This window comes from Bremerella sp. JC817 (assembly GCF_040718835.1).
In the GTDB taxonomy this organism is placed as follows: Bacteria; Planctomycetota; Planctomycetia; order Pirellulales; family Pirellulaceae; genus Bremerella.
Genome location: NZ_JBFEFG010000280.1, coordinates 423,462 through 445,678 on the forward strand (window position 1 = coordinate 423,462; position 22,217 = coordinate 445,678).

Genomic DNA, 22,217 nt, shown 5'->3' on the forward strand with positions numbered 1-22,217 from the left:
GGTGCAGTACTGGGTAGGAGTACGTCGAGGGTTTAGTGATTTAAGATGAATTCGTTGCTGTTCAACAGGGCCCAGAAGACATCTTGCAGTGCCTTCGCCATGTCGCCCTTGTGAACACCAATCAGGTAATTCGCCGCTTGCAACTCGTTGCGAGTTGGACGACGAGCAATCGTTGCCATGTAGAGGTCGTTGATGGCCTCTTTACCGTCGCGACCTTCCGCAGCCATCGTGTGGATGAAGCTGCCTGGCTTGGTGCTGACGGCATCCATCACCAGGTCGCCGTTGAACATCATCAAGGCTTGTGGGATGGTTCCATTGAACGTGGTGGCTTCGTCTCCTTCGTCGGTACCGAAGGCGGTGACGAACTGACGCATCCATTCGCTCTTCTTCTTTTCCTGGTCTTCGTAATTGCCACGAGTCTTGTGGGCCTGGGTGGCAACCAACAGCGATTCGTACAACTGTTCGGCCTGCATTTGACGCAGGTAGAAGTGGCTGAACTTGGGTGGCTCGCCGACGGTTGGATCGTCCAGGGCATTCGACTTGGTGATGCGGCTAGAGAGCCCGTAAGCTTCGCTCAAAGTGATCCAGCGAATCAGGTCCTTCAGGTTGAAGCTGTTCTTGCGAACTTCTTCACCCAGGTAGGTGACCAGTTCTGGATGCGTTGGACGGTTGTGAGGTCCCATGTCATCGACAGGCTTAGTGAAGCCATAGCCCATGAAGTGACCCCAGTAACGGTTGGCCACGGCTTCTGGCAGGCTGCCCGAATCAACGATGAACTTGGCAAGTTCTTCGCGGCGATTGACTTCCGCCACGCGACCGCTGGTTGGGATCTTCTGACCGTCGAGGAACTCAGGGTAGGCGACCTTTAGCAGGCCGTTACGCAGTTCGTAATAGATTTCGGCGTTCTCGATGTTGCGGCCTTCACCCATGAAGTCGCCATCGCTGAGCACCATGGCTCGCATCGCACCGTCGTCACCGGCTGGCATTTCGCCACGGCGAGCACGGGTTTGACGGAAGAAGGCGTTCAGGTTCCAGAACTTTTCCTGCTTCCATTCGTTGAACGGATGGTTGTGGCACTGGGTGCACTGCACCTGCATACCAAGGAAGATCTGAGCCGTCTTGGCGGTGGCCTGGACGCCGTTTTCGTCCAGCTTGTCCATATAGAAGTTGACCGCGCCGTTGAACTCAGGCATGCCTGGGTGATTGGCACCGGTCGCGGTGACCAATTCCTTCACCAGTTGATCGTATGGCTTGTTGCGGGCGAAGCTGTCACGCAGATACTTCTGCATGCCAGGGCGGCTGATCTGCGAGTTGTTGTCGGTACCACCGTTGCGGCCAATCAAGATGTTGGTCCAGATGGTGGTCCAGTTCCGAGCGTATTCTTCGGTGTAGCGTTCGTCGTACAGCAGCTTGTCGACCAGGTTCTTACGCTTGTCCTTAGAGCGATCGCGAGCGTATTCATTCAGTTCTTCGACCGAAGGAACACGCCCCAGCACGTCCAGAAACAAACGACGAGCCCAGACGGTGTCGATTTCTTCTGGCGAAGGCGAGATTCCGTAATCTTCCCAGCCCAGACGGATCTTCTCGTTGATCTCGGCAACCTGAGGGATACCGTAATCATCCGACTTATCAGCAGCCTGCGATCCGGCCGAGACCGCAAACACCAGGCAGATTGCTAGGGGAAGGATTTGCCAGCGCGACATGGGGATTACCTCTTCTGCAACAAAAAATGGACGGCGAAAAGCCCTCGTATTGCACGAGTTAGGTTGTCCATTGCGAGTTACTTTCGTGACGAGACATTGTGAAAATGCCGTAACTCACCTGGATAAACGACCCTGTACTAGGAATGTACTCGTCGATTTTCCTGGATCCGTCCGATTTCTGCCACTTTTTTCAGACGACGGAAAGACGACAACCCTACTAATCTATTCTACGGCAGGGTCTTCTATTATTGCGAATCTCCAAAAGTGGGATTTTTGGAGCCAATTTTCATTTTTCTATTTGGTATCGCGTTTCGCAGCAGATGCACCCCCATGCGGGGCGTATCAGAATTGCACATTGTTCGATTTTGCAACGTGCAAAATAAAACAGGCGAGTCGCTTCAAAGAAACGGACTCGCCTGTTCTATTCGGGATGGAAGGGGGAGATCCCTCCAACTCAAGCCTCTTATCATCCTTTTGGAACGACCTTAACCCAATGCCTCTGAAGGATTAAGGCCAAAAACCGGTGTGCCTCTTCTTAATACCGGCCCCTGTTATCCAGGATCCTCTTCTCTGTTCCGACCCTGTCTCAGTTCCGTTAGGATGCTAGATATATATGCATAAGGTGTGCCAAAAGAATATCCTGACGCTGGATAGCCGCTGATCACCTCAAAAATCCTTCGTTGGGGCCAGAATGGAGACGTCTTTCCTTCTGCTAGCGTCACAACTGGTGGGGAGCCCCCTCTGCCTACCTCCGCGGAGTATTAAACGGGCAGAAACCTTGGCCTCGGTCCGGGGTTCTTAACCATGTGCCCCAATAAGTTGTCATCGGACCGAGACAACTCGATGGCGGACGCGACGACCAGAGGTCTTCATGGGACATGGCTTCTGGTTTTTGCCGACCACAGTCCCTAGACTGAATTTCAGGGGTCTGCAGGCCCTATTCATTCCTTGTCATGTCGGCTCGCGGAGAAGTTATTTTGTCGATTTCGGAATCGACTGCCCGAAGATACGAACTGCAAGATCCGGACGTCCGGCTCATGCTGTTGGTGCGCGACGATGATGCCGCGGCGTTCGAGGAGCTGATGCTCCGCTATCAACGTCGTGTGGTCACCGTGCTCGAGCACCTGGTCAGCAAGCGGGATCTCGCCGAGGATCTGGCCCAGGACGTCTTCATGCGCGTTTATCGCTCGCGGAAGACCTATGTCCCAGGTTCGCGGTTCTCGACCTGGTTGTTCACCATTGTGAACAACGTTGCCAGCAATGCCCGAAGAAGCCTTGCCCGACGCAAGGAAGTCCAAGTCACCAACCCAGCCGATCAGTCCGGAAGCCAGCCCGCCGATCCGCTGGAACGCATCGCCACCGCCGCCAGCGGTTTGATGCCGACCCGTCAGTTAGATAAGTCCGAAATGGGCTCGATCGTGCGCCAGGCGGTCCAGTCCTTGAACGAGCGGCAGCGAATGGCTGTGTTGCTCGCCAAGTTTGAAGAGATGAGCTACAACGACATCGCCGAAACGATGGGGATGTCGGTCCAGGCCATCAAGTCGCTGCTCTCACGAGCACGCGCGAATTTGAAGGATGCCCTACAACCATACCTCCAGGAAGGAACCGTTCCTTAACGGACCAAGCGGAATACTCTCCGTTTACCCATCGACGTAGCCATGACCGATCCGACCGCACATCCCGACGAAACGACCGAGGTGGACGAGCTGCTTGCCGCCTATCTCGATAACGAGCTTTCCGAAACGGAAAGATCGCTGGTCGAAACGCGCCTGGCCGAGGACGACTCGTTCCGCAATCGGCTCGACGAGCTTGATCGTGCCTGGGACATGCTTGAAGCACTGCCCAAGGCCGACCTCGACGACGAGAAGTTCGTCCGCACGACAGTCGAGATGATCACGGTCGCTGCCTCGCAAGAGATTCAACAATATAAGCAACAGCAAAAGCGAAGCGCCTTCGCTCGCCAGGCCGGCATCGCCTTGGCCATCGTCGCCTTGATCGGCATCGGCTATATGCTGACGCAATATCGCCTGAGCCGCCCCGACCGAATTCTGGTTGAATACCTGCCGGTCATCGAACGGGTCGACGAATTCGAGCGTGTCGACAACATCGAGTTCCTCGAAGCGCTGCGAAAAGAAGGTCTCTTCACCGGAGAAGCCAGCGATGAATCGTAGCTTCATCACGGCTGCGACCATCATCGCAGTCGTGCTTGTCACCGCCCTGATTGGCGTCAGCCAGGAAACGCTCTCGGAACGATCCGAACGAATCGCCGCGATGTCGGCAACCGACAAGGCGGAGTTGCGTGTCAAACTGGAACGCTTCGAACGGCTTCCTTCCGACGAACGTAATCGCCGGATCGAACTGAACGACGCGCTCGAGTCGCATCCGGAAGGGGAGCAGCTTCGCGAGGTGATGGACCGCTACTACGACTGGCTGAAAACGGTCGACCAATCCGACCGCATCAAGCTGCAAGGGATGCCAGTCGATCAGCGCATCGTCGAAATCAAGAAGATCATCGGTTTCCAGGAACGTCAGCGGTTCGACGAACTGACCCGTGCCGCCTGGCAAGACATCAAACCTCGCCCGGAAGACTTCGCCGCGATCCGTAGTTGGTTTGACGAATGGCTGGTGAAGCATCAGGAAGAGATCCTCGCCAACGAACCGAAGCTGTACGCCAAGTTCCCCTGGCTCGAGAAGCGGATGTCCGACTTGCCTCCCGATCGCAATAAGCTTTCCGGCATCTGGGCTATGTCGTTCCGTTCGGATGCCCCGGGGATCAATCGACTGACGCCAACTGAAGAAGAATTAAACGAGCTCGCCACGCGCCTCGACAAAGACACCCAGTCCCGTTTGAACAAAGAACCTTCCGACCGTCGCATGGGCTTGTTGAATGCGCTGATGAAGAACGCCTTCATGTCGCACATGCACGAACGGGTCAGCGACGAAGAGCTGCAGCAGTTCTACCGTCAACTTCCAGAGAAACGTCAGGCTGAACTCGCAGGCTTGCCGCCGGAAAGCTTCGACAAGGAGCTTCGGGGCGATTACATGCGAGCCAATGGTGGCCGATACTTTGGTGGCAATCGACCTGGCAATCCTCCGTGGGATCGTGATGGTCGTCGTGGAGACGATCGCGACGGTGGTCGACGCGGTGGCCCCGGGGATCGTGGTCCTGGCGACCGCAGACCAGGGGAGCGAGGCCCTGATGGTCGTGGCCCCGGAGGTCCTCCTGGAATGCGAGATGGCCGAGGCCCTCGCCCTGAAGGCCCACCACCGAACATGCGCGATGGCAACCCACCGCCACCAATGCAGGACGGAACGGTCGAAACCTAGAGGCTGCTTCGCTAGAAGAAGCCGCCTGGGGTTCGAAGCTGACGGTCAGGATCTTGCAGTCCGACCTTCTTAAGATAGGCTTCCACCTTTCGCTGAACACGCCGCTGGTTGCGAACCACCAGGCCTGATTCTTCCGCCTTGATGAACGTATCTTCGTTGCCCCAACTTTCCGGGGCGACCGACTGGCGGATCTTATCGGCGATATCTTGTGCGGCATCCAACGGGATCGTTTTGCCCGGTCCCAGAATCGCGCTGAAGTAGTGCGATTGAAAGATATTTTCCTCCTCTCGCTGCTGAACTTTCCGCAGCACTTCATCTCGATCCGGCAATTTCCGCTGCTGGCGAATCTCTTCCAGTGCCACTTCCAACTTTCGATGGACGGCATGCGTTTGAGCCACGATCAAACACTCTGCCCCCATCGGAAAGTGACAGATCCTGCCTTCTCCTTGCCGGCTTTCCAGCCAGCTTTCCGGTTCAATCGAATGCATCAAGGCATCGCGCAGGCCTCGGTAGTCGACTTCCCGTTTTGGATCGACAAAGCCGCCGAAGCCCGTCGTTTTCGGCGGAGGCGGAATACCTTCGACTTCACGAAGATAGTCGAGCGCCGCCAGACGTATGTCAGGGTCAGCACTATAAAGTCCGTGCCAGAACAGATCGCGTGCCGGGTAAGCTCGGATCAGTGACTCCGCTTCCGGTTCATCGTTCGAGGTAATCACGACCACCTGGCCATCGATAAACCAATCCAACTCGTGCCGTAGGAGAATCATATCTAGAAGTTCATCCACCGGAATCGGCGGCGTTCGAACCGTGATCGGGAAATCGGCCGCCAATCCTACGTCGTCCAAGGCTCTTTTATCGATGTGGAAGGGAAGCAGGGCCACCTTACTTAGATCGGCCATTACCTCTTCCAAAGGAACCTCGTTCACGTCCAGGCCAGCCCCGACGCTGTGCAGCGTGAGTGCCGATTCCGCTTCTTCCTTCGGATAGACGGTAACGAGCAAAGGCATGGTGTTGAACGGATCGTTAGGGGCATCCTTCAACGCCCGCAGGGTTTCCAATAGCCGCTGCACCAGGAGATGCCCTTCGACCGAATGCGATATGAGCAAGCCATCGTCGATCTGCCGCATCACGGCGTGCTTCTCTTCGATCCAGTGCTCAGGCGTGATGATCGACTTGATCACATCGTCAATTGGATTGAAGTCGAAAGGCTCGCCCAGCAAATCCGGAATCGGATAGTAATGGGTGATCCGCTGTTCTTTCGGAAGCTCGTAGACCGTAATTAATAATCCGTCGCCATCTGGGATGAAGGTCAGCCCCAAATCGTGCAACATCCACTTTAACGCTGTGTAACCATGCCAACGTTCTGCACGGAAAGTGACCGGAAACTCTCCCGAGAGTCCCACTCGTTCCAATTGAAGTTCGTCGACACGGACCGGTATGCCCAACTGGTCGGCAAATTGCTGGGCGACATCTTTCAACTGCTTGTCGACCACATTCAGCGAGACCTTCGTTTTCAAAAGGGTCTCGAGCGCGGCTTTATCTTGCCAGCCCCTTTCCATCAATTCAGGCCGAGGCGTCGGCTTGACCTGATCCAGTTTCGCCTCTGGCTCTTGGGCGCCGGCAAAGCTCACGATACCCAGAAGCAGAAAAAACGTTAGCGTTCGCATTGCCCCATCACCGCCTGGCTGAAAAGAAAGACGTATTGCCTGCCCCGTATGAAACGACGACATAACGATACGCTACTGAAGATCGGGAGGGAGTTCAACAAAACGGGGCAAAGAAGCCACCCATTCGGTGCACATCGCTCTCGACGACGTTCGCTGGATCCATAAAAAAATCCCGGCGATGTCATCAAGTGACATTGCCGGGATCAAGTAGATTACGCTTCAGCGGCTTGATGCCGGTCGGACTACTTCGAGTCCGCCTTCGAGGCCAGGCTTTCCAGGTAGGTGACCAGGTCGGCCAGTTCCTGAACGGTCACGTCGTTGGCCAGGCCAACTGGCATGATCGAGACCGTGTCTTTCTTTTGGCCTTCGATCTCGTCTGGGTTCAAGGTGATCTCGGTGCCCTGGGCATCGCGGATGACAATCTTTTCCGGACCTTCAAACGTGATAAAGCCTGACAGGACACGACCATCTTCCATCTGGAAGATGTTGGTCACGAACCCTTGCGCCAGCGACTTGCTTGGCAGCACGATCGCTTCGGTCAATTGATCCCGCTTATAAGTCTTGGCGACCTGCGGCAGGTAAGGACCACGAGGCGTTTCGTTCGGATCGACCGTATGGCACTTGTTACAGGTCAGCTTCGCGAAGAGCTGTTCACCTCGCGAGGTGTCCCCCTTCATGCCCACGACCTGCTTGATGACCTCGGTCGGGTCGATGGTCGAAACCTTCGGACCGGTCGGCTTGTTCATCTGAGCCTTCAGCTTCCAGGCATCGGCCACCTTGCCGGCAGCCGCAGCGACATCGGCATTGCTGCTAGCCAAGAGGCCCCGAACCTTATCTTCGAGGTTACGATCGTTCACAATGATGGCCGCACCCAGCAGTTGTGGCTGACGAGCCGGATCGCCCCAGCCTGCTTCCAGCGACGACTTCACCGTGCTGGCCACTTCTGGCGAAAGCTTCTGCTGTGTCGACAGCGTCAGCAAACCAGCCTCGGCCCACAAGGAAGCAGGCGAAGTCGGCGTCTTGGCGAGGCTTTCGATCACACCGATCTGACGGCTCAAGGCATCCTTATTCTGGAAAGCACTCAGCGTCTGCTTGAAAGCGGCACCGCCTGGTTCGCTGGCGTACAACTTGCCGAGACCGACCAGGGCGGCTTCGACCACACTGGCTTCGGTGCTGCGGAGCAGGGCGGTGATGGCCTGGGCTCGCACTTCCGGAGCGGTATCCGAATCAGTCGCCGCTTTTTCGAGCAGGCCGATCGCTTCGCCAGGGAGTTCGTTCGACTGGGCGATGATCGAGATCGCTGCCGCAGCGAACTTCGGATCGTTGGCCGCCTTCTGCAGGGCGAGTCGCAGCGTGCCGTCCAGTTCGATCCGGTGACGCTGAAGCTGCTCGAGCAGGAAGGCCGATTCTTCGTTGCCAGCCGAAGCCAACGCCGAACGAAGCACGCCACCAATCTTGTCGGACATCTCCCATTTCTCAGGCTGATAGTAAGGACCACGCGTATCAGGTCGCGTGCCCCAGCTATTTCCCTTCCACTCGCCGTCCACGTAGTACAGACGGCACAAGGCAGTCAGCAGGCCCTGACGACGGTAAAGACTTTCTTCCTTCGGCAGACGTTCGATCAAACCTTCGACCACCTCTGGCTTGTGCATCCGCTGCAAGGCGAACAAGGCAAACTGACGCTTGCGTTCGCTGGCGGTGCGACCGTCGAGGACAAAGAACAACGGCTCGTAAGCTTCCAGATTCGCCAAGGCCTGGAAAGCGGTGTGGCGGATCACTGGGTCATCGCTACCAAGGAACGTAACCAATCCTTCCGGATTCGCCCCTGGCACCGGCAGTGGCGTCTTTAACTCGGTCAAACGCCCAAGCGTAATGATCGATTCCAATTGCATACGTGGATCATCGCTTCCCAGCCCACGGTTGGCAGCCACTTCCACCAGTTGTCGGAACTTCGGAGCAGTCCGCAGGTCTTGATTTAACAAGGCGAGGTCCGACATCGCACGAATCGCCAACGGAGCGATCTCGGCCTGACGCTGGGCGGCCATGTTCAGTCGGTCGAACCAGACATCATAAAGGCGTTCCCAATTGGGAGCCTGTTCGGTAATGATCTGATTTCCGAGGTAGATCGCAGCGACGCGTGCTTCCGTGGAAGGGAGCTTGCCGTTAATCTCTTGCCCCATCATCAGATTGCCGGCCTGCTTCAAAATTGAATTGGCAGCCGGTTCTCCTGATTCGCTCTTTACCATGGCTCGAGCCAGCAGTTCACGCTGAGCGGCCAGGCGACGTCGATGACTGTCGGAGTTCATCAACTGAAAGAGTTCGTCTTCGGTCGCCTTCCTCAGGACAGGCATCGCTTCCGCCTGGTATCCCTTGGGCGTCACGCGAACGAGGTAACCCACGTCTTCGCCGTTGTAGGTGAACGTGGCACCTTTCCAACTGGCTGCGTAGATATTGCTGTTGCCGTCGACATCGAGATCGGTCACGCGAGGAATCCCGAGGAACTCTTCCTGATTAACCTCGAACGTGGCACCGGTTCGTTTTGGGTTATGGCGATAGATCCAGCTTCGTCCCCAGTCGGCCGTGTACAAAGCATTGCCGTAGCCTTCGGGGAAACCTGGTTCGTCCATGTACAACGCACCACAGCCAGAACCACCACCGTAATCGGCCAACGGCTGAATGATTTCGTCGCCGAAGTTCATGTACAAACGAGGATAGCCGTGATCTTCCATCCCGCTGAAGTGATGCAGACGAATGTCCCAGCCGCCACCATCGTTGGTGTTGTCACGCGTGAAGGCGTTCATCAGCGGATCGACCGCGACTTCCAGGATGTTACGCGTACCGTTGCTGTAAACTTCCATGTGCGTGCCATCAGGACGAACCCGCAGCACACCACCGCCCCGCATCTGCAACTTACGACCGTCGGCCCCTTCGGCTTCCATGAAACCAAAGTCGCCAATGGCCAGGTATAACCAGCCGTCGACGCCCAGCGTGACGCCGTTCGAGGTATGGTCGGCAGGACGATCTTTGAAGGTAAACGCGAGGTTCTTGATCAAGATCTCTTGGCGATCGCTACGGCCATCGCCATCGTCGTCGATGAAAGCGCTGAGGTGCGGCGGATGCAGCACGTACAAACGGTCGCGATCCCACACGATGCCGCGTGGCGAGTCGACGTCGGGTACGAACAGCTTCACTTCGTCGGCCTGGCCGTCGCCGTTGGTGTCGCGCAGGCGATGGATCGCCCCACGTCGCTTCTCGCGATCGAGCGAACCATTCTTATCGACCGAAACGTAAACGTCCCCTTCAGGACTGCTTGCCACGAAGACCGGGTAATTGACCGCTGGCGGCGCTGCGAACAGCGTCGTATCGAAGCCTTCAGGAACCTTCACTTCGGCCAACAGTTTCGCGTCGGCATCTTCCTTGGCTTGGGCCGGAGCAACTTTCACCAGTTCCGAACCGAGCAGACGGACTTCACGAATCGAAGCCCAGCCCCCATGCTTGCTCTTTAAAGCGTTGATGCGAATGTAGCGAAACCCGCCCGCGACGAATTCAAAGTCGTGCTTGTTGTCCTTCTTGTCAGACTGATCGACGATGGTCATCCACTTCTCGCCGTCCGCACTCCCTTCGATCGTGTACTGGTAAACGCCACCTTCCGATTCCCAATCGATCTGGGCACCACGCAGTTCCTTCGGTTCGCCCAGGTCGACCTGCAACCACTGCGGATAGTCCGCACTGCTGGCACACCAGCGCGTTGACTCTTTGCCATCGAAGGCGAGCTTGGCGAAGTTGTTCTTGCCGGTTTCTTCGCTGGAAGCGGTGGCTGGCTTGTTGAGTGCCAGGTTCACAGGAACCAGTTTCGGCGTCGTGTTGTCGATTTCTTTCAGGTAATCGTCGTTCAGCTTGTCGCAGGCCCACAACGTGCCACGCGTCAGCATGTTGAGAAACGCATCCGCTTCCATCGTTTCGTTATGGTGTCCCAGCGTCGTCCCGAAGACGCGCGTCTTGCCATACTGGTTGGTCCACACGCACGCGTGCTCGACGCCGTCGTTCTTTTCCTTGGAAGCACCCAGCACGTGAGCCGTGTCCCAAACCTTGGCGATGTGATAGAGCTCGCCCTGTGGGTTGGTCCACGCAGGACCGAAGTCTTGCATGATCGGATGCTCCGGGTCGTAGTTGTAAACCGCGTGCGGGTACTGGGCACCATGACGATGCGAGGTCACACCGCAGAACTTGAACCACTGGTCGGTTCCGTCGCGATAGCAATGCATCGCGCAGTGAATCACCACGCCGGGCAGGCCTTCTTGGTGCGGCTTCAGCACGCGTTCGGTCCAAGCCGGATCTTTCACGGCGGCGAAGCATTCGTTGTGCAGAACGATGTCGTAGCCGTCGGCCCAGTTGGGATTCTGGTAGAGCGGAATCTTGGTGTCAGTTGTCGAGCCACCTTCGTGAACGACGGTCACTTCGATGTTGGCTCGAGCTTCGAGCCCGTCCTTGATGATGTTCTTTTGCGACTCGTAGTCGTGGCAGCAACCACCAGTGACCAAAAGTGCTTTGATGGGCTTAGGAGCATCGGCGGCAGTCAGGGGAGCTGCGGCCAGGCCAAGCGTCAACATACCGAGGACGAGGGCCATAAATCTGCGGGGGATCGTCATCCAGAAAAACCTATAGCGAGGGAATATTTGGCTGGCAGGAAATAGGGTGAGGGACCATATTCACTATAGTTCAAACCCTTTCCAGAGGCACCTGTTTGGGCTATTCGATTTCGCAGCCGGCAGAGATAATTCCCCGTTTTCCCGCGGTTTGAGGGGGAGAAACAGCGGAATTCGGGGCAGAGAGCCGTTACGCAGCCGCCGGGGCAGCATCGGCGATGAAGACACTCACCAGCAGATAGATGGCCAGTGAAAGGCCAAGCACGGCCACCAGGGCAGAAATCCAAGTTGCCAGATGCATGCTGTAGTTGCTCGGCCGCTGGTCGAAGGTCATCTGCCGGATGAAGCTCTTGTGCTGCCAGGCAGAGAGTCCAATCAGGGTGGCACCCAGCAGCACGAACCCAATTCCAATCAGCGACGATGCCAGTGGCGGCGTGATATCGGTGCCAGGATGGCGGAGCATTCGCAAGAACAAGCCAAAGCGAGCCACGAGGAAGCCCACCCCGATAATGGCGAGCCCTGTCCTCAGCCACGCGAGCATGGTTCGCTCGGCGGCAAAAAAGACGCGTGGATCAGACTGATCGGTCATAGATACTTAGGCCGACTTTGCCATTTCGTTGCCGACTTGCGAGGATTCGGCCGATTGGGTTTCGAGAGCGTTTGCATTGCGTTCCGCTTTCCGAATCCCACAGCGACGCCACAAGTCGAGAAATGCATGCGTGAAGGTCGACTCGTTCGTTTGATGGTAGGGCGAACCTTCCGGCAGCACTTCCATCAGACGACGATGTGCCTCGGGCATTTGATGATAGGGAAGGGAAGGGAACATGTGATGCAACGCGTGAAAACGAGTTCCGATCGGAGCCCACAACTGCGTGATCCACATGTTCTCTGGGAAGTTGACCGAATCGAGCAGTTGTTCGAGGAAGGTCATTTCCCCCTCGTGATTGTGCCAGCGGTGAGCGACCAGCGTCCGCACGGCGTTGATCGTTAGGATGAAAACACCCGTGCAGTAAGCTTGAATCAGGAATGGATAGGGGTAACCACCAACGGTAAGTGCGCCAACGAGCACACCCAGGCACCACAGAAAACAAAGCCCTTCCTGCAAACGAATCAGACGCATGGCCTGCTTCGTAGGCAGAGGACGAATGTACTTCGGATCGATCACCATCGACGAGGCATGTTTGAACGCCCAGTCGCGAACGGCCGGACTGACCCACGTCAGTGGTGTCAGGATCAGGAAGCGAAATACCGCCAGGAATGGGACCACAAAGCTTGCCCCAACGAAGGCGAAGATCTGCCAGCGGCCTTCATATTCGATTGGCAGGTACTCGCCATCCATGTCGGTGCCGTAATGCTTGCGGCGATGATGGTCGAGATGCGTGTAATACACAAACGATGGCATCAGGAACGGGATGCCCACCAACAGGTTCCAGGCCACGCGAAACGCGGTGAACGTCCCGGTGCGAAGGTGGACCAGTTCGTGGATGAACATCGCCAACCGATAAAACAGTAGGCTGCTCACCACGAAGAAAGCAGCTTGCTGCCAACTGAACAGTTCGCACTGACGAACCATTCGAAAGCAGAAGATCGCGACCGAAAAACTAAGAAGAAGATCGGTCCAATAGATCCACGGGTTGGGTTTAAACAAGTCGCCGATGGTCTTGCGGGCCTCGGCCAACGAGAAATCATCAGACTTGTTGCAGTGCAGGGGGGCCTGCTTTCGATCGGCGGGAGTATGGCTCATGGCTTATTCGCGTCTTTGCCGTGTTCGCTATGTCGGATACACCGTCCATGATTTGAGATCACATCCTAGGCATCAAAATCGGCTGTGGTGATGAGTCGGGTTCCGCCAATTGTTCAGCCTAAGCTAACTTTCCGGCGGAAGGCGGGCAGGAAATGACGATTAAGTCAACCAAGTAACTTCACCCTTACTGGGTAAAAGTAATCAACGGAAATATACTTGCCCACCCTTCCAAGACGGTATTTTCTCTCTAAATTATCGATATTGCCGCTTATTTTCGCAATTGGCGAGAAGCAAGTCGCGAGGCCGATCTAGGGAACGGAAGGGCCTACCGATATAACATTTATCAATCTTTCGCCCATGCCTCAGGAAAGCCAAGCCAACGGATGCAGTCCCTAGTCGAAGTCGTTATTACCGGAATTGGGGTAGTTTCCCCCATCGGAGTAGGCAATGAGGCCGTTTGGGAAAGCCTTATGCAAGGCAAGTCTGGCATTGCGCCCCTCCAGGAGTTCGCCATGCCCGACTACCCTGTCGAGTTTGGCGGCGAGCTCAAGGGCTTCGATGGCAAGAAGTACGTCAAGCCGCGCAAGGCCTTGAAAGTGATGTGCCGCGAGATCCAGACGGGCTTCTCGGCGGCTGCCCTCGCCATGGAAGAAGCGGGCCTCGAACCTGGCAGCATCGAACCGGACCGGCTAGGTGTCGTGTACGGCAGCGAGATGATGTATAGCGATTTCGAAGACCTGCGAGCGGCTTATAAGCAATGTATTGAAGAGGGTTGGTATCAGCACGATCGCTGGGGGCCTTCCGCCATGAGCGAGACCAATCCGCTCTGGATGCTGAAGTATCTGCCCAACATGCCGGCCTGCCATGTCGGCATCTACTACGACGGTCGCGGTCACAACAATACCATCTGCCTGGAAGAAGCCAGCGCGCTCAACGCGATCTCGGAAGCGTTATCGCACCTGCGACGTGGCACGATGGATTGCATGATTACCGGCGCGACCGGTTCGCGTTTGAACTTGAATGTGCTGCTCTATCGCGGCGACTCGCTGCTATCGCACCGTAACGATGCCCCTGAGAAAGCCTCGCGGCCGTTCGAGAAAGATCGCGATGGCATGGTCAATAGCGAAGGGGCGGCTGCGTTGGTCCTCGAACCTCGCGACAAAGCCGAAGCCCGCGGAGCCAAGATTCTTGGAAAAGTTCTCGGAGCGGCATCGACATTTGGTCGTACTTCGGAAGACGCTCCTGTTTCGGTCTCGGCCATCGAAAGCTGTATCGCCAACACGCTGAAAGACGCCGGCCTAACCAAAGAAGACCTGGCGTGCGTGTTTGCTCACGGATCTGGCATCCCTTCGGACGACACTTTGGAAGCTCAAGCAATCAAGGCGGCGCTGCCTGGGGTCCCGGTCACCGCGCTGAAAAGCTACTACGGTCACACGGGGGCAGCTTGTGGTGCGTTGGATGCCGCGGTCGCGGTTCTCTCGCTGAACCATGGCCAGATTCCAGCAACGCTCAACTACGACACGCCAGATCCGACCTGCGATCTGCCGATCGTCCATGGCGAAGCATTGAAGACCGACAAGCAAGCGATTCTGATCCTGGGTTACACCCGTCGTGGTCAGGTTTCAGGGCTGATCGTCGGACGATAGCGTTCCGGCGCCAGCCGGTCTAAACTGCATTTCTATTGAAGTGCCAAAGTTCTTCCGTCTGGGGCTCGCTAGGAACGCCTTCCATGCTGAAAGGGTGCGGTCTCTCGCTGCTGATACTGGCAGCGCTGGTTGGTGGCTACATGTTCGGGTTCGACCAGGTCTTTCCTCGCCCGGAAGGCTTGATCTTTGGCGGGATTGCCGGCCTGATCACGTTCTTCTGCATTGGAGCTCTCTCCAATGCCTGGCAGGCCCACAGCGATTGGTCGTTGATCTCGAAGGCCCAGTTCGGTCTGCAACTCAATGGTGGCGCGAAGGTAGCCGTCGCTGGTCGTTTGAAGGCGATTGGCGAGCCGATCAAGGCTCCGTTCTCCGGCAAGCCTTGTCTGATCTGCGAATACGATCTGGCTCGCGGCCGAGGTCCCACGACCAGCAAGCATGAAAACACAGGCTCCGACTACGCCGGTTTCCTGATGACACCTTGCAAGATCGAAACCTCTTTCGGCGAGGTTCGCCTGCTGGGGTATCCCATGCTGGAAGAAATCAGCGACAACGTGCTCATCACTTCCGATGCCGTGCAGAACGCACGCAACTTTCTGGCCACCACCCAATTCGAAGATCGCAGCGGGATGAAGATCGTCTCGGTCTTGTCGGTCTTCACCGAACTCTGGTCCGACGACGATGGCAGCGTGACGAAGAACATGCGGCTGACGACCATTCCGGTCGACAAGCTGATTCCGGCCGATGCCGAAAGTCGGTTGATGTCGCAGGCCGAGCTCGAAGCGTCGGACCACAAATTCGACGACGATGAAGACGAGGATGATTACGAACAACTGACCGGAGCCGAACGTCTCGGGCACGAACTTCCCCGTCTTGTGGAGAAGCTGGTCGAACCAGGGACTCAGGTCGTCGTATTCGGAATCTACGACGAAGCTCGCCGAGGTTTGATGCCGCCGAAAGGGAGCATGTACGCCAATCGCTTGCGACCTGGGACGCCTGAAAAAGTTGAAGGGCAACTTCGCACCAAGATGCTGGCCAACGCCATCGGAGCGTTGATTGTGCTGGCCCTTTTACATGGCGGGATCTATCTGGCCGTGCAGAACGCGAAACAGAAAGCAGACGCCGAGCCCGCTGCGAAACTCGAGGGGAATTCCTACCCCACTTCAGAGATCCGCTCGCTATAATCGATGCTCTGGCTTGGATATCTTCCCTGCGATCGAATCGACAAAGCACTGCGATGAGCGACTCTCCGTTTCAATCTCCGGTCCTGGAGCCCACGCTGCCTGAGACCGACTTGCTGACCAACGTTTTGCGGGTGGCCAAGTATCAGCGTTGGATCAATTGGGCCTGCTTGAGTTATATCGGCCTTTACCTGGCCAACATCTCGGTCATCAATCCGATCCTCGTGCCGATGACCGCGGCCGTGCGGGAAGGGCGGGGCAATCCGGCGATGCTGTTGGTACTTTCAATCGGCGTGATGGTGGTCACAGTGCTGCTGCTCGTCTTCGGCATGGCTTCGACGTTTCTACTAGCGAAGCAACTGGGAGGCACGACGATTGCCGTCATCCTGACACTGCTGCAATTGGTGCCCTGCGTTTCGCTGATTGTCTTGTTGTTAATCAGTCGCAAGGCGACCAGTTACCTGAAAGAGCATCACGTCAAAGTTGGCTTCATGGGTGCGAGCGAAGAGATGGTCCGGCAACAATTGCGGGCCTCGACGGAACAGCAACCCTAGGAGAACGCTTCGATCGATGACCATCGAAACTTCAGGCTCAGATCTCGCTTCTCCTTATCAGTCTCCTGATGCCCAAGACGATCATCAGGATTTGGTTCGCCCGATCATGGGAGAACACCTGTGGCATCTGGGGCAGTACCTAGGCTGGGCCGGCCTCGCCTTCCAAGCCCAGGCCACCATGATGTTCGTCACGATGATCTTCATCTGGAATCGTTCGCTCTGGGCGCCCGATATGCGGATGTTTCTTGGAGCGACGGTGGTGATCGCGCTACTTGCAATTACCGGCCTCACCACGTGGGCGGTCATTCGGCTGGCCAGTCGCCTCGAGTACTCGCCGCCGATGCGTTTCTTCCTGGCAATTTGCAGCTTGGTTCCATTTCTGGCGCTGCTGAGTCTGTTCATCGTGATTGATAAGACACGCGGCGTGATGGCGAAGCATCAGATTCCGCTGCTGGCCAATGGTGTCGACTGGGTCACGCTCAAAGGAACGCTGATGCAGATCTTCGGCTCGCTGTATCAAGAGCCCTCGGACATTCCAGAACTAAATCAGCTTTACAATCTCACCTTCTGCGACGACCTAGAACTCGCTCGCCTATCAAGCCGTGGCGAAAACCTGTTTCAATGGCCTGAGCCTCCGGAATTCCAGGCGTTGGACAAAGGTGCCGTTGCGAAGGTGCACGATCGGCAAATCGATCCTCGCGTGCGAATCTATTGGGCTCGCTGGCTGAAAGACGCGGCGCATCATTCCGACGAGCAGATCCTGGCCATCATCTGGGACATTCCCCTCGATAACTGCATGTTCCTGCTGGCTTGTTACGACAACGGCATGGCGATCTTGATCGACGAGTCGAATGAGTACTACGTCGAACCGATCCCGAGTGCCGAGCTTCGCGCGGCGGTCGATCGTATGTTCGATATCGCGACGCAGTGGATCGAGCGGATCACACCGTACGACTTCCCTCGACCGATTCCTCCGGCGGTGCCGGCGGCTCGCCTGACGTTGATCACCACGCATGGAACTCGCGTCATCGAACAGCCATGGAGCGAGTTGACGCAGCATCCGACCGCCAGCCAATTGACGGAAACGATCGATCCGGTCGTCGCGGCGATCTCAGCGATGTACGATTAGAAGCCCCTCGTTCGCACGGGTTCCGTTGAGCGGGCATCTTACGATTGTGTGAAAGTCTCGCGAAGGCAGGGCTGCGCGTGGACGTACATCTCACGGGAAAATACAATCAAACCTCTGCGAGTTTGTTTCTCCCTCACCCACGACGCTACCCAGCGTGGAGTTGATCGTCATGCGTTTCCTGTTGACCGTTGTCACCTTAATTTCGCTGTGCGCGACAAGCACCTTGTCGGCCGCCGAGAAAACGAAGCATGTCCTGCTGTTGGGCATCGATGGTTGTCGCTTCGATGCGCTGACCAAGGCCAACACACCCAATCTGGATAAGTTGATTTCCCGAGGCATCTATTCGCCAACGGCGCTGATCCAGGGAGAGCGTTACCGCAAGAGCGACACCGTCAGCGGACCTGGCTGGTCCAGCATCAACACGGGCGTCTGGGCCGACAAGCATGGCGTGATCGACAATGGCTTTGGCAAACCGAACTTCGAGAAGTACCCTCACTTCTTCCATTACGTGAAGCTGTCCCAACCAGAAGCCAAGACCGTTTCGATCGTCGACTGGACACCGATCGAGAAGTACATCGTCTCGTCGGCCGACGTCTCGATCGACACGACCGAGTACAAGAAGTCGGTGGTGGAACAGTACGACATCGCAGATGAAAAAGGGGTGAACGATGCGATTCGCCTCCTCGACGAAGTGCACCCAACAGCCTTGATGCTGTACCAGGGAATCGTTGACGAATCGGGACACACGTTCGGCTTTCATCCGACCGTCCCGGAATACATCTCGGCGATTGAAAAGGTCGACCAGCGCGTTGGCAAAGTGCTTGAAGCGATCGAAAAGCAAACCGATGAAGAGTGGCTGATCGTTGTGACCAGCGACCATGGCGGAGCGGGCAAAGGGCACGGCGGTGGTCACACCAATCCTGATATCATGCACAGCTTTCTGATTGTCAGCGGAGCCGGCGCCGAGCAAGGCAAGTTCGACCAACAGGTTTATATCGTTGATGCGGTCCCGACGTTGCTTTCGTATCTCGGAATTGCCATCGACGATCAGTGGGAACTCGATGGCCACGTGGTAGGCTTGAAGCAGAAACCTGCCACGCCGTAGTCCATCGCTCGAAGGAGCCTTCCGATCGAGTCTCCGTTTCAATCGCCGCGAGCTGTCTCGCAACCGACAATCGCTTGCCCCGAGGCGGACCGAATTGCCTCGCGGCGATGGCTGGTCATCGTGGCTGTTGTGTTGCATCTGATCGCGGGCATTCTCGCGGTGCTGTATGCCAACGGCATCATAAACGACCTGCTCCAGATCCATCACGAGCCCCCTCAGTACGGCTCGACAAGTGCCAAGAAGATTCTCTTCCCGTTGCTTGTCGGCGTTATCTTAGCCGCCCAGGTCCTCGGCACGGTCGGCGTCTTCCGGCTCTGCTATTGCTGGGACAACGATGGCGGACCGGTGATCATGGCTTTGCTGGTGTTGATCCCGATCCTCTCGGTGCCGGTGCTGTCTTACGCCTTGGTGCGATCCTACTTCGCCGCGAGACGAGCGTTGGCGGATGCCGCCGCAGAGAAGATGAGCCCATAAGAAAAGCCATCACGAATTGCTCGTGATGGCTTCTTCTGTTTTCGATTGCCGGCTCGGGCTTACCATTTCAGACCGAACTTGGCGCCTTCACTCTGGTCGTTCGAGATGCCACCCTTGAGCGGCTGATCCGACTTCTTCTTGACCGACAGTTCGCGGTCGATGTCGACTTCTGGCTCGTCCTTGCGGCGACCACCTTGTCGGGCGTCGGCCGGTGGCGGCTGGGTTGCCTTGATCGACAAGCTGATGCGACGTTTGGCCTGATCGATGCTCAGCACCTTCACTTCGACGTCTTCGCCCGTTTTCAGGACGCTCGAAACGCGGCTGATGCGGCTGTAGCTCACTTCGCTCACATGCACGAGCCCTTCGATCCCCGGGGCGATCTCGACGAACGCACCGAAGTCCATCAGCTTGGTGACCTTACCAGGAACCACCTTGCCGACCGCGAACTCGCTGGCAACCTTCTGCCATGGGTTTTCCATCGTGTCGCGAATCGAGAGGCCGATCTTGCCGGTCTCAGGATCCATCTTGGTGACCTTCACCTTCACGACCTGACCTTCGGCCAGAACGTTGGATGGATGGCTCACACGATCCCAGCTGATCTGGCTGACATGCACCAGGCCATCGACGCCGCCCAGGTCGACGAATGCACCGAAGTCTTGGATGCGGGTAACGGTACCTTCGCGGATCTGACCGATGGTCAAGCTCCCCATCAGTTCCTTCTTGCCATCTTCCTGCAGCTTTTCAGCCACAGCACGGGCACTCAGCACCAGGTTCCGCTTTTCTGGATTCGCTTCCGTCACCAGGCACTGCAGTTTGCGGCCTTTGAATTCTTCCAGGTCTTTCACGTGGTACGTGGCAACCTGGCTGGCCGGGATGAAGCCGCGAGCCGCGCCAACCGCACACTCGAGACCACCCTTGTTCACGCCATCGACCACGGCGTCGACCACGATCCCTTCTTTGATGTCGCCCCAGTCTTGAACGCTGGTCGAAGCACCCGGGATGCCGACTTCGTACAAACGCTGGCTCGCCTGGAAGCTGCCGATCGAAACTTCCATCTTGTCCCCCACGGAAGGGACGGCGATGAAGTTGCGAATCGAAGCGATCCCTTGATTGCCCTGCGGCAGATCGAAGAAGACGTCTTCGCGATGGATACGAATCACGGTCGCGGTGACGCGATCGCCTTCATCCAAACGAACCGCAGCCGGAGCCGGCGTCTGCCCGCTCATCATGTCGTCGAGCGACTGTTCGCCAAACGCGGCTTCGATTTCAGCTTCGATGTCGTCCATCTGCTGACGACGATTAGGGACCTGAACACGGCCACCTTCCACAGGCAGACGATAGTCTGGTTCCCCTTCTTCTTCCGAGGCTTCTGCCAGGGTCGAGCTCAGGTCGTCAGGAATGTTGGTCGGATCGTCGCTGTCAGCTTCCGCCTTGGGCGGCTTGGGACGCTGCGGAGCTGGCTTCGGCTTCTTGGCAGCCGGGGCCGGAGCCGGAGCGTCGCGCTGCGATCCGATCAGAACCTTCTTCTGGCTTGCGTCGCCGGTATCGGCAGCCGAGGATTCAGGGGCCGAAGCTTCAGGACTTGGAGGGGTTGGTTCCGCGGAAGCGGGATCCTGCTGCGGATCAGTCGACATGGGAATGCCTCGGACGAGAAATCAGAAAATCTAAAGGAGGTGTAACCATTAGCGCCCTCTAGGACACAAGTTAGTGAGAGGGCGAAGTAACTGAGTTTAACCACGAAAAAACAGCATGAACAGGGAATGAAGCGACCATCGGCCGTGGGAGCCTATTTTTAGGAGGGACCACGCTAGCTAGGGAAAACGTGTTAAGCTATTCTCCATGGCTGATTTACCATATAGTCTTTCCGTGAAGCTGTACCCCCTGTTCGCATGAATTTCGACGCCTATCCTTCCGAAATCGCGGAACTTATCCAATCCGCTCCGATTTGCCCATTAGGGCCAGGTTCGCCAGATCATTCCGTTTACGACCGACTTCAGTCGATCGATTCCCGTTCGCTGAGCGAAAAGCCAGTGAAAGATCGGGAAATGGTTCGGGCATGTATTAGCGGACTATGGCTACTTTGGAATTACCTCGACCAGTCCCACACCATTAGCCAAGACCTGCCAAGCTCCACCGGCAGTTACTGGCACGGCATCATGCATCGTCGAGAACCAGATTATGGCAACGCCAAGTACTGGTTCCGCCGAACGGGGGACCACCCAGCGATGGAAGCGTTGGTCGAGCAGGCCAATCAATTGGCGAGCGAAGCAAAGCTTGATTCCGCGACCCAATTTCTCGCGGAACGCCCGTGGGCCCCTTATGCGATGGTTGATGCTTGCGAAGCGGTTGCCCGCAACCGTTGCGCAAATAAGGAACTTTTGCAACGTATCGCCCGCGCTGAATGGGAAACGTTGTTTGAATACTGTTATTCGCGGGCTTTTTAGCTCGAGAATGACCGATGCCAGAGAACAGAAAGAGGCTGACTCGTCATTTTTTCTTATCTATTTTCCTGCAGCCTTTAACCTGAAGAGAACAGAATGCTCCGCTACGACTTTGAAGACAGTTTGGGCTATTGGGTGTTCAGCGTGGCGCATCTGATGACTCGCGCGATGAACGATGAACTTGGGAAACTGGGGATCACGTATCGCCAATGGGAAGTCTTGTGCTGGCTTTCGTACATGGGGGAAATCACCCAGAGCGAGCTGGCCGACCAGATGCGAATCGAAGCACCGACGCTCGTGGGGGTGATCGATCGCATGGAACGCGACGGCTGGATCGTCCGCGAAACCGACCCGACCGATCGCCGAAAAAAGATTATTCGGGCGACCGAAAAGGTCGAACCAATGTGGGAACAAATGGTGGCCTGTGCCGCCAGCGTCCGCTCAAAGGCTCTTCGCGGTCTCGAATCGGAAGAAGTTCAAAAGGTGAAAGCCACGCTCACAACCATTCGGGGCAATTTGCTTTCAGAACTTCCGGGACATAATATCCCTGCAGAGCCAATCGGCCAGAAGCGAGCCTCGCAGGCCGCCAGCAACAGCTAAGAC

Annotated in this window: 17 protein-coding genes; 11 read left to right on the top strand and 6 right to left on the bottom strand. The window is 56.6% G+C overall.

Annotated features, from left to right (window positions below):
• Positions 1 to 32: 32 nt before the first annotated feature.
• A complete protein-coding gene (locus tag AB1L30_RS20005; RefSeq protein ID WP_367015340.1) occupies positions 33 to 1,703 on the bottom strand; it encodes a DUF1549 domain-containing protein in 1,671 nt (556 codons plus the stop codon).
• 977 nt (positions 1,704 to 2,680) lie between these two features.
• Between AB1L30_RS20005 and AB1L30_RS20010 the strand changes: the two genes are divergently transcribed.
• The 3 genes from AB1L30_RS20010 to AB1L30_RS20020 are packed head-to-tail and all read left to right on the top strand — an operon-like array spanning position 2,681 to position 5,030.
• Positions 2,681 to 3,319, top strand: coding sequence for a sigma-70 family RNA polymerase sigma factor (locus AB1L30_RS20010; protein ID WP_367015342.1), 639 nt, complete (start codon positions 2,681 to 2,683; stop codon positions 3,317 to 3,319).
• 42 nt (positions 3,320 to 3,361) lie between these two features.
• Positions 3,362 to 3,874 carry a zf-HC2 domain-containing protein gene (locus AB1L30_RS20015; RefSeq protein WP_345089774.1) on the top strand — a complete coding sequence of 171 codons (513 nt, stop codon included), beginning with the start codon at positions 3,362 to 3,364 and terminating at the stop codon, positions 3,872 to 3,874.
• On the top strand, positions 3,864 to 5,030 hold the full coding sequence (locus AB1L30_RS20020; RefSeq protein WP_367015344.1) for a hypothetical protein: 1,167 nt from the start codon (positions 3,864 to 3,866) through the stop codon (positions 5,028 to 5,030). The genes AB1L30_RS20015 and AB1L30_RS20020 overlap by 11 nt, the downstream gene beginning before the upstream one ends.
• An 11-nt stretch (positions 5,031 to 5,041) precedes the next feature.
• On the opposite strand, the gene AB1L30_RS20025 is transcribed toward AB1L30_RS20020, so the two are convergent.
• The 4 genes from AB1L30_RS20025 to AB1L30_RS20040 all read right to left on the bottom strand — a co-directional run bounded on the left by AB1L30_RS20025 (position 5,042) and on the right by AB1L30_RS20040 (position 13,087).
• Positions 5,042 to 6,697, bottom strand: coding sequence for a hypothetical protein (locus AB1L30_RS20025; protein WP_367015346.1), 1,656 nt, complete (start codon positions 6,695 to 6,697; stop codon positions 5,042 to 5,044).
• A 242-nt stretch (positions 6,698 to 6,939) separates the two neighbouring features.
• Complete coding sequence (locus AB1L30_RS20030) at positions 6,940 to 11,346, bottom strand: discoidin domain-containing protein (RefSeq protein ID WP_367015348.1); 4,407 nt, start codon at positions 11,344 to 11,346, stop codon at positions 6,940 to 6,942.
• Between the two features lie 187 nt (positions 11,347 to 11,533).
• Positions 11,534 to 11,932 (bottom strand): DUF202 domain-containing protein, encoded by a 399-nt coding sequence (locus AB1L30_RS20035; RefSeq protein WP_345089763.1) that lies wholly within the window; start codon positions 11,930 to 11,932, stop codon positions 11,534 to 11,536.
• 6 nt (positions 11,933 to 11,938) lie between these two features.
• Entirely contained in the window at positions 11,939 to 13,087 is a 1,149-nt protein-coding gene (locus tag AB1L30_RS20040) for a fatty acid desaturase (RefSeq protein WP_367015350.1), read from the bottom strand.
• Positions 13,088 to 13,470: 383 nt separating this feature from the next.
• Here AB1L30_RS20040 and AB1L30_RS20045 point away from each other — a divergent pair, with 383 nt between their 5' ends.
• The 6 genes from AB1L30_RS20045 to AB1L30_RS20070 all read left to right on the top strand — a co-directional run bounded on the left by AB1L30_RS20045 (position 13,471) and on the right by AB1L30_RS20070 (position 19,173).
• The gene (locus AB1L30_RS20045) at positions 13,471 to 14,733 is read left to right on the top strand and encodes a beta-ketoacyl-[acyl-carrier-protein] synthase family protein (protein ID WP_367015352.1); all 1,263 of its coding nucleotides are present in this window, start codon (positions 13,471 to 13,473) and stop codon (positions 14,731 to 14,733) included.
• A gap of 83 nt (positions 14,734 to 14,816) precedes the next feature.
• The gene (locus tag AB1L30_RS20050; protein WP_367015354.1) at positions 14,817 to 15,914 is read left to right on the top strand and encodes a hypothetical protein; all 1,098 of its coding nucleotides are present in this window, start codon (positions 14,817 to 14,819) and stop codon (positions 15,912 to 15,914) included.
• 53 nt (positions 15,915 to 15,967) lie between these two features.
• A complete protein-coding gene (locus AB1L30_RS20055; protein WP_367015356.1) occupies positions 15,968 to 16,465 on the top strand; it encodes a hypothetical protein in 498 nt (165 codons plus the stop codon).
• Positions 16,466 to 16,481: 16 nt separating this feature from the next.
• On the top strand, positions 16,482 to 17,594 hold the full coding sequence (locus tag AB1L30_RS20060) for a hypothetical protein (RefSeq protein WP_367015358.1): 1,113 nt from the start codon (positions 16,482 to 16,484) through the stop codon (positions 17,592 to 17,594).
• A gap of 169 nt (positions 17,595 to 17,763) precedes the next feature.
• Positions 17,764 to 18,699, top strand: a complete 936-nt coding sequence (locus AB1L30_RS20065; protein ID WP_367015360.1) for an alkaline phosphatase family protein — start codon at positions 17,764 to 17,766, stop codon at positions 18,697 to 18,699.
• A gap of 120 nt (positions 18,700 to 18,819) precedes the next feature.
• Positions 18,820 to 19,173, top strand: a complete 354-nt coding sequence (locus AB1L30_RS20070) for a hypothetical protein (RefSeq protein ID WP_367015362.1) — start codon at positions 18,820 to 18,822, stop codon at positions 19,171 to 19,173.
• Positions 19,174 to 19,232: 59 nt separating this feature from the next.
• Here AB1L30_RS20070 and AB1L30_RS20075 read toward each other — a convergent pair whose 3' ends face one another.
• Positions 19,233 to 20,807 carry a S1 RNA-binding domain-containing protein gene (locus AB1L30_RS20075; RefSeq protein WP_367015364.1) on the bottom strand — a complete coding sequence of 525 codons (1,575 nt, stop codon included), beginning with the start codon at positions 20,805 to 20,807 and terminating at the stop codon, positions 19,233 to 19,235.
• A 255-nt stretch (positions 20,808 to 21,062) separates the two neighbouring features.
• Here AB1L30_RS20075 and AB1L30_RS20080 point away from each other — a divergent pair, with 255 nt between their 5' ends.
• The gene (locus AB1L30_RS20080) at positions 21,063 to 21,617 is read left to right on the top strand and encodes a hypothetical protein (RefSeq protein WP_367015366.1); all 555 of its coding nucleotides are present in this window, start codon (positions 21,063 to 21,065) and stop codon (positions 21,615 to 21,617) included.
• 93 nt (positions 21,618 to 21,710) lie between these two features.
• On the top strand, positions 21,711 to 22,214 hold the full coding sequence (locus AB1L30_RS20085; protein WP_367015368.1) for a MarR family transcriptional regulator: 504 nt from the start codon (positions 21,711 to 21,713) through the stop codon (positions 22,212 to 22,214).
• Positions 22,215 to 22,217: the final 3 nt, after the last annotated feature.

What these genes read in the sequence shown, in the direction of transcription:
- AB1L30_RS20005 (WP_367015340.1), bottom strand. Translation starts at nt 1,703, where the DNA reads ATGTCGCGCTGGCAAATCCTTCCCCTAGCAATCTGCCTGGTGTTTGCG.
- AB1L30_RS20015 (WP_345089774.1), top strand. Translation starts at nt 3,362, where the DNA reads ATGACCGATCCGACCGCACATCCCGACGAAACGACCGAGGTGGACGAG.
- AB1L30_RS20020 (WP_367015344.1), top strand. Translation starts at nt 3,864, where the DNA reads ATGAATCGTAGCTTCATCACGGCTGCGACCATCATCGCAGTCGTGCTT.
- AB1L30_RS20025 (WP_367015346.1), bottom strand. Translation starts at nt 6,697, where the DNA reads ATGCGAACGCTAACGTTTTTTCTGCTTCTGGGTATCGTGAGCTTTGCC.
- AB1L30_RS20030 (WP_367015348.1), bottom strand. Translation starts at nt 11,346, where the DNA reads ATGACGATCCCCCGCAGATTTATGGCCCTCGTCCTCGGTATGTTGACG.
- AB1L30_RS20035 (WP_345089763.1), bottom strand. Translation starts at nt 11,932, where the DNA reads ATGACCGATCAGTCTGATCCACGCGTCTTTTTTGCCGCCGAGCGAACC.
- AB1L30_RS20040 (WP_367015350.1), bottom strand. Translation starts at nt 13,087, where the DNA reads ATGAGCCATACTCCCGCCGATCGAAAGCAGGCCCCCCTGCACTGCAAC.
- AB1L30_RS20045 (WP_367015352.1), top strand. Translation starts at nt 13,471, where the DNA reads ATGCAGTCCCTAGTCGAAGTCGTTATTACCGGAATTGGGGTAGTTTCC.
- AB1L30_RS20050 (WP_367015354.1), top strand. Translation starts at nt 14,817, where the DNA reads ATGCTGAAAGGGTGCGGTCTCTCGCTGCTGATACTGGCAGCGCTGGTT.
- AB1L30_RS20055 (WP_367015356.1), top strand. Translation starts at nt 15,968, where the DNA reads ATGAGCGACTCTCCGTTTCAATCTCCGGTCCTGGAGCCCACGCTGCCT.
- AB1L30_RS20060 (WP_367015358.1), top strand. Translation starts at nt 16,482, where the DNA reads ATGACCATCGAAACTTCAGGCTCAGATCTCGCTTCTCCTTATCAGTCT.
- AB1L30_RS20065 (WP_367015360.1), top strand. Translation starts at nt 17,764, where the DNA reads ATGCGTTTCCTGTTGACCGTTGTCACCTTAATTTCGCTGTGCGCGACA.
- AB1L30_RS20075 (WP_367015364.1), bottom strand. Translation starts at nt 20,807, where the DNA reads ATGTCGACTGATCCGCAGCAGGATCCCGCTTCCGCGGAACCAACCCCT.
- AB1L30_RS20080 (WP_367015366.1), top strand. Translation starts at nt 21,063, where the DNA reads ATGAATTTCGACGCCTATCCTTCCGAAATCGCGGAACTTATCCAATCC.
- AB1L30_RS20085 (WP_367015368.1), top strand. Translation starts at nt 21,711, where the DNA reads ATGCTCCGCTACGACTTTGAAGACAGTTTGGGCTATTGGGTGTTCAGC.